The organism is Psychromonas sp. Urea-02u-13 (assembly GCF_002835995.1).
Lineage (GTDB): Bacteria > Pseudomonadota > Gammaproteobacteria > Enterobacterales > Psychromonadaceae > Psychromonas.
This window is the reverse complement of the sequence record NZ_PJBZ01000126.1, coordinates 1-7,513: the sequence shown is the minus strand read 5'-3', so window position 1 is coordinate 7,513 and position 7,513 is coordinate 1. Positions and strand designations below refer to the sequence as shown.

General features: G+C 41.5%; 5 protein-coding genes and 1 pseudogene. 2 read left to right on the top strand and 4 right to left on the bottom strand.

The features are described from left to right. A pseudogene (locus CXF74_RS20035) lies at nt 1-192 on the top strand (pseudouridine synthase); the annotation flags it as partial. Between the two features lie 102 nt (nt 193-294). Here the strand turns inward: CXF74_RS20035 and CXF74_RS20030 are convergent. Together CXF74_RS20030 and CXF74_RS20025 are read right to left on the bottom strand one after the other, a co-directional pair. After that, entirely contained in the window at nt 295-1,509 is a 1,215-nt protein-coding gene (locus CXF74_RS20030) for a phosphoribosyltransferase family protein (protein WP_101084296.1), read from the bottom strand. A gap of 245 nt (nt 1,510-1,754) precedes the next feature. Next, nucleotides 1,755-3,443, bottom strand: a complete 1,689-nt coding sequence (locus CXF74_RS20025; protein ID WP_232772602.1) for a bifunctional metallophosphatase/5'-nucleotidase — start codon at nt 3,441-3,443, stop codon at nt 1,755-1,757. 264 nt (nt 3,444-3,707) lie between these two features. On the opposite strand from CXF74_RS20025, the gene CXF74_RS20020 reads away from it, so the two are divergent. Then, nucleotides 3,708-4,667, top strand: coding sequence for a LysR family transcriptional regulator (locus CXF74_RS20020; protein WP_101084294.1), 960 nt, complete (start codon nt 3,708-3,710; stop codon nt 4,665-4,667). Nucleotides 4,668-4,743: 76 nt separating this feature from the next. On the opposite strand, the gene CXF74_RS20015 is transcribed toward CXF74_RS20020, so the two are convergent. Together CXF74_RS20015 and CXF74_RS20010 are read right to left on the bottom strand one after the other, a co-directional pair. Beyond that, nucleotides 4,744-5,811, bottom strand: coding sequence for a branched-chain amino acid aminotransferase (locus CXF74_RS20015; protein WP_101084293.1), 1,068 nt, complete (start codon nt 5,809-5,811; stop codon nt 4,744-4,746). 353 nt (nt 5,812-6,164) lie between these two features. Further along, nucleotides 6,165-7,513, bottom strand: a 1,349-nt coding sequence (locus CXF74_RS20010) for a catalase (protein WP_101084292.1), incomplete at its 5' end; no start/stop codon positions are given.

Genomic DNA, 7,513 nt, shown 5'->3' with positions numbered 1-7,513 from the left:
CATGGCCCAACTAGCTGGGTATCTATCACTCTCTGTGAAGGTAAAAATCGTCAAATACGAAAAATGACGGCAGCGGTAGGTTTTGCCACATTAAGGCTAGTAAGAGTTCGCATTGGCGATATTCATATCGATAACATGGCCTCTGGTGACGTTGTTTTACTAAACGATTTTGACGCGGCGCTAAATCGCTAATCTCATTATTGTTTCCAATCCCAATAATCAGACATTACTTTCACCTATAAAAAAGCTCGGCGAATGCCGAGCTAATTCAATGATTTTTTTGACTGCGAGCGATTAGCCTTTCTTTAACTCAGACAATTCTTCGCTGTGCCAAATTTTACGCTGGAAACGTGGATTCTTTGAAGACATATCAATCTTGTAAGGATTCGCTTCAGGCTGATGTGGTAGGTCAAGAATGTTAGAAAGCTCTTGTGCTAACCATTTCTCAACTTTAAGCACGACCAATTTTTTACGTAAACGGCCCTGTTCATCACGGTTTAGAATCGTAGGTAGCGTATTAAGCGTTAGAATTTCACCAATCGCAGGATGCACCATACGTTCACGACCTTCTTCACTTGCATAGAAATGTGAAACAGCAAATACCATACGCTCAGGATTAATTTTTTGTAAGAACTGGCAAGACTTAACCACAGTACCACCGGTACGCACCATGTCATCAAACAAGACAATGCTACAACCGTCTAACCCTTCGAAAGTATGTTCACTTTCTTTGTGCAAAGTAAGTTCCACTTTACGTTCGTTGGTACGTTCTTTATCAAGCATGATAAATTTAGCTTTAGGTAAACCTAATACGTTGTACATCTCTTTTACGAAATCACGTGCGCCTTTATCTGGTGCACATAATACTAAGCCTTCACCCTCTGGCCCGTAATTTAAAATATTGCTGTTTAATAAATAGTGAGCGTAAATTTGGTAAGGGATTAAGTTGTGGAAATCACCTTCAAAGATATCAGAGAAAATACGCTGCACAGAGTAAGAATGGTTGTGAATCGTCAGTACTGTATCAACACCCGAGAATTTTAGTAGCTCTGCGTATAATTTTGCAGTGAATGCTTGGCCATCGAATTTTTTAATGTCGTTTGCATCACGTTCAAAATTTGTTTCGCCTAGGTCTTCATGTGCACCACGATCTTGCGCGCTATAAAACAGATCAGGTTCAACTAAAACAACGCGAGCAGCACCGTTTTCTTTCGCCGTACGCGCGATAACCAAATTAGCCATTGCTAATTCTTGGCGCGATTTAGTATGACTACTGGTACTTACAATAACGACAGTTTTGCCCGTTAGTGTTTTACCAATAGAGTCCATATCCAGTTCATCAGAGATGAAACGTGGACAAAATTCCGAATTCATAAAAGTTTTCATGCTGATTAAATCTGCAATGTCTTCATGCTGGCCCATCGCATAAGCGATATCAATTGCGAATGGGTTGTCAGATGTATTACTTACAACGACGAGATTACTAGACTGGTTTACCGAAAAACTCATGAACAGATCCTTAACGAAATCGAGAGATTGGGGGTGCAATAATTTAGACGCCTATTCTAATGTTAACGGTCCCTATTCGATACTGTTTATACATACAAAATTTAACTTTTAAGTAACATAAGAATAATCCATTAGTTGTTCTAAATCATCGAACGCACGATTAAGGTTGTAAAACACACAGATTTCACCCAAACGTTAACTACTTCCCCGTTCAATGCACTGCGTTACTATTTTTACCTGTGCAATTACTGTTTATTACTTCTCACTTTCAGACTGTCTGGTCTGTCTTGAATAAAATCAATAAAACAGTCAGCCATTGAATGCTCAGTCACCACACCATCCCCTTCCATGCGGGTTAGAGCTTGGTAACCCTCTTTGCCTTTCATGGTATAAGCGGAGGAGCTTCCGGCATAAAATAGCTCAGGGTCGATATTCACCCAGCCTTTTTCTGCATTATAAAGGGTGAGCTCTGCAATTCGTTTACCCAGCGCACGTTCCGGGTAATAGTTAAAATCCAAATTATAGGTATAAGGATAACTGCCCGAGCCAGTGCCAACGACACCATTATTGGTTGCGTTGTTGATTGCCCCCTCGAGCGCCTGTGCGATATATTTTCCTTTAATGCGATAAACACCGATAGGCACAACAAAAGGCAGTAACTTACCTGCAATATCAGCCACTGAAAGATTACCGCGATATAAAGACGTTCGAACGCCGCCCGCATTATGAATAGCAAAATCAACTGGGTGGCCTTTTTTATTCATCATATGCGCAAAGGATTCCGCAACCAGCGGGGCGATTTCACTGCCTCCGTTGAGATCAGGAATGCGGATATGGCGCAGATCTTCATCTACCTTCGCAATCACCCTGTTTTGTAGCGCACGCACTCTCGGAATATATTTGTTCTCAAGCAAGTCTTGTAGTTGAGGGTCTTTTTTACACACGATAACGTTTTCATGTTGCCTTAGGAAGTCGCTTGCTTGTGTGTGGATTTTATCATTACTAACGGTTAACAAGCTTGCATCAAGACACAATCGACGACCAATCAGCAGTTCGTTTTTTCCCTTAAAAGCCGTCACGGTGCCATCGGCAGCAAAATCTATTTCACAGTGGCCCAATGCCTGCGAGTGATAGCCCGCTTGCACAATGTAAGTGCCCTTAATTTGCAGGCCATATTCACACTCTTTTTTCAGCCCCAACGCACTGAAATCACCTTGAAGGGTATGGCTGTGCCCGCCGACAATGAGACTGATCCCCTCAACCTGCTTGGCTAACTCGCAATCACCCTCAAAACCTAAGTGACTTATTAAGATTATCTTATTAATGCCCGATGTTTGGATAGCATGTACCGTATTTAGGGTTGTTTCGAAGGCATTCACAAAGGGGGTATCTGCATCTACATTGGCGATATCAGCCATCTTATCCAGTGAAACCCCAAATATGGCAATAGGCTCACCATCCATAATGCGTGTCATCCAGCGTGCGGTTTTTGTTTCAGGCTGATAAGAGAGTAAGTTTGAGCGCCCTTTTAAATAATGAGACTTGGTCTTTATTTCATTAGTGAGATCCCAATTACCCGCTAATAATGGAAACTGAATACGATCTAAAAAGGCAGCCACAGGCGCGTTACCCATGTCTAATTCATGATTACCTAATGTCATCACATCAATGTTTAATGCATTGAGTAGTTCAGAATTTGCTTTGCCTTTAAACAAAGAGAAATACAATGTTCCTTGAAAACAATCTCCGCCATGAACAAAGATAAAGTCGCGCTGTTGCTGCACCGCGTTGGCTTTAAGTTGCTTCGCTCTGGTTGCTATACGTGCAAAGCCACCATTACTTACATAAGGCGCTATCTGTTGACCGTCAATATTAAGCTGTAGTTGCACAGACTGAGGTTCAAAGTAGGAGTGCGTATCATTTATATGTGCCAATGTTATTCTGGCGGGTTTATTATTTTTTATCATAGTGTTTTGATTTTTACCATAGGGCTTACTCCCCTCGATAGTAACGTATCAATGAGACTATTAGCATTAATATATTAAGCTTAATTAAATGCATCAAGAGAGCCACCATTACTTGCTATAAATTCAGCCCTTATATTTCTTTTCTGATAAGATTGATGTTTAAAATATTCTACAAGTTATTGATTAAGCTATATCAACCTTGAGTGCCAAACTGACAAGGACAGCATCGCCATGAACTTAAATAACCTGACTCGCATTGATTTAAATCTGTTGGTCATTTTACAAGTCTTATTAGAAGAAAACAGTGTCACACGGGCAGCCAGTCGATTAAATGTCAGCCCTTCTGCACTCAGTAAAAGCCTCACACGTTTACGCAATAGCTTAGAAGATCCCCTTTTTACACGTACTGCACATGGCTTAAAACCCACCGCGCATGCCTTGCAATTAAAAGAAAAATTACCGCAGTTATTGCAAAGTTTACATCAACTGACGCTGGCGCCCAGTTTTGACCCTATCAGCAGTGATCGCCATTTTTCAATTAGTATGGTGGAAAGTGCCTACGCCACATTATTGCCCTATTACATTGGTCCATTATTAACACAAGCGCCTAATGTACGTTTGAATGCCTTTGGTTGGATGAAAAATTCAATGCAAGATTTGCAAAAAGGCACGGTAGATTTTGGTATCACGGGTCGCGACCTTGCTGAAGGTAATAGCTTACAACTTGGTAAGTTACCCGATGGTATAAAATGTACCACCCTGTTTACAGATCAACAAATTTGTCTTGTGCATGAACACCATCCCATCTTAAAAAGGGTTGAGCAAGGAGACTGGAATTTAGAAAGTTACCTAGAGCAACAGCATGTTCAGGTACGCTGTGAGGGCAATGAATGGTGGGCGTTGGACTATTATTTAGCGGCGCAAAACAAGCAACGTAATATTATGAGTACCCTGCCCGACTTTTATGGTGCGGCCAGTGTGTGTGCTTACAGCGATTTGATTTTCACGCTACCTTCAAGTTTTGTTCCACATGCACAAAAGTTGTATCCACTAAAACAGATTCCCCTGCCCTTTGATTTTTTCCCGATGGCTTATGTATTACTGTGGCATGAACGTAATAGCGATGAACCGGGTCATAAATGGATACGTGAGATGATTTGCAATAGTGTAGAAAAAGCGATTCGAGATTAACCAACACGTGATCAGCTAAAACGAATGAGCAAAAAAAAAGGCGCTCAAAGAGCGCCTTTCAGGAAGAGTTAAAATATTAGCAATCTACTTTAACAATCCAACCAAATTTATCTTCACGACGACCGTACTGGATGCCCGTTAATTCATCGTATAAGTTACGTGATACTTCACCGGCTTTATTATCATTAATGAAATAATCTTCACCTTTAAAGCATAGTTGACCCACCGGAGAAATAACCGCTGCAGTACCACAACCAAAGGCTTCAGTGATTTTACCGCTTTTAATATCTGCTAAAATAACGTCGATATCTAACTGTTCTTCTGCCACTGTGTAACCTAATGTAGGTGCCAGTTTTAAGATAGAGTCACGTGTGATACCGGGTAAAATACTGCCGCTTAATTTAGGCGTTACAATGTGGTCGCCGTAAACAAAACAGATGTTCATCGCGCCAACTTCTTCAATATACTTACCGTGTATCGCATCTAACCAAAGTACTTGTGAGTAACCTTTCTTTGCCACTTCTTCTGACATATACAAACTAGCCGCATAATTACCACCGGTTTTCGCTTCTCCAACGCCACCAACAACCGCACGGCGGTATTCGTCAGCAACATAAACAGAAACAGGCGAGAAACCATCTTTAAAGTAAGCACCAGCGGGACCGGTAATGATGAAATGTGTGTATTGATCACTTGCGCCGAGACCAAGCTTAGCACCCGTAGCAATCATTGTTGGACGAATATAAAGTGAAGAGCCATCTTGATTTGGCACCCATTTATTATCTAATTTAACCAATTCTTTTAACGCATCAAGGTGGAAATTCTCATCAACTTCTGGCATTACCATACGTGTTGCAGAACGATTAAAACGTTTGAAATTATCTAGGGGACGGAATAAGTTTATTTGCCCTTCTTTAGTACGGTATGCTTTCATACCTTCAAAAATTTCTTGTCCGTAATGTAAGACGGCTGCAGAAGGATCTAATGAAATCGATTGGTAAGGTTTAATTTCTGCGTTTTTCCAACCATTGACACGGTCGTGTGCTTGAATAAACATATGATCAGCAAAGTTTTCACCGAAATTAAAAGTTTCTGGACACGCTTTACGCTCAGCTGGCGCAAGTGGTTTGATATCGATAGACATGTAAATCCCTTCTGGTAACGAGGTACTTTTCGACTAATTATTAACAACACAAGACACTATGTGCTTGAAATCGTCGAACGAAGCAGTGATAGTAAAAAATTATTGCACTTGCATCCACTGTTATTTCTGAATAAAGCCATTATTCAGAAAATTTAGTGAATATAATCAGGAAACTAGACATAAGCGGTCTATTTACTGCCTACTTACTACTTATATACTACCCATTTAGTGACTGTTGACTCTCTACTGATGAACTAAAAAAGCCAGATCAGATCTGGCTTTAAATAAATATCACGTTAGCGAGCAGAACTAACGGTGAAAAACAACGTTAGCTCGTACGAGCGATTAACAATTTACGCTTTTAGATTATTCATATCCGCTTTTACACGTTGAGCATAATCAGCGTCTGCCTGAGCAAATTGTGCCAACATACGTGTTTGAATACTTGCATTCGCTTGCGCTAAGCCACCCGCAATATTCCCCGTTAACTGCTGTTTTTGATCCTCAGACATTAAACGGAACAAATCACCCGCTTGTGAATAATGATCTTCTTCGCTTTGATCAAAATGACCAACCCAAGCATCTTCTAAAAGTGGCATAGCGGGCGCGCCTAATTGAGGACTTGGCACAGGAGCACCGTGCGCTTTTTGATCGTTGGGATAAAAGTTCGTTTGCCCCGTTGGCGCGGAATTCCCCATAGGACAACCACCCGCAAAAGCACCATCTCGTTGATAATTATTCACCGGACAGCGTGGTGCATTAACCGGAATATGATGTGAATTAGTGCCCACACGATAACGGTGTGCGTCTTGATATGCGAGTAAACGCGCCTGTAACATTTTGTCTGGTGAAGCGCCTACGCCCGGTACTAAGTTGCTCGGCGCAAAAGTGGATTGCTCTGTTTCTGCAAAGTAGTTATCTACATTACGGTTTAACTCAAGCGTGCCGATATCTTGTAATGGATACTCTTTATGTGACCAGACTTTAGTTAAATCAAAGGGATTGAGTGCACTTTCTTTTGCTTGTTGCTCTGTCATTAGTTGCACTTTCACTGCCCAACTTGGGAACTCTCCACGGTCAATCGCTTCTACTAAGTCTTGTTGTGCACCGTGCACAGACATCGCGTCTGCTTCAGCACCAGTGAGTGTTTTGATACCTTGATTGGTTTTAAAGTGCCATTTCGCCCAAACACGTTCGCCATCTTTATTCCAAAAGCTTAAGGTATGCGAAGAAAATCCATGCATATGACGGTAAGAAGCAGGAATACCACGATCAGACATTAAAATAGTCATCTGATGTAACGAAGCAGGATTATTCGCCCAAAACTCAAACATATGCGCAGCACTCGCAATATTGGTGCGTGGGTCTTTCTTTTGAGAATGTACAAAGTCAGGGAATTTAATCGGATCGTTGAGGAAAAATACCGGTGTATTATTACCCACCATGTCGAAGTTACCCTCTTCGGTATAAAACTTAACCGCAAAACCACGCGGGTCACGCGCATAATCACTCGAGTCTTGCCCACCACCGACGGTAGAGAAACGCATAAATAGCGATGTTTGTTTACCCACGCCCTGCAAGAAATCAGCAATCGTATGTTGTGATAAGTCATGGTTTAGCGTGAACGTACCGTAAGCACCGGTACCGCGGGCATGCACAACACGCTCGGGAATACGCTCACGATTAAAATGCGCTAATTTTT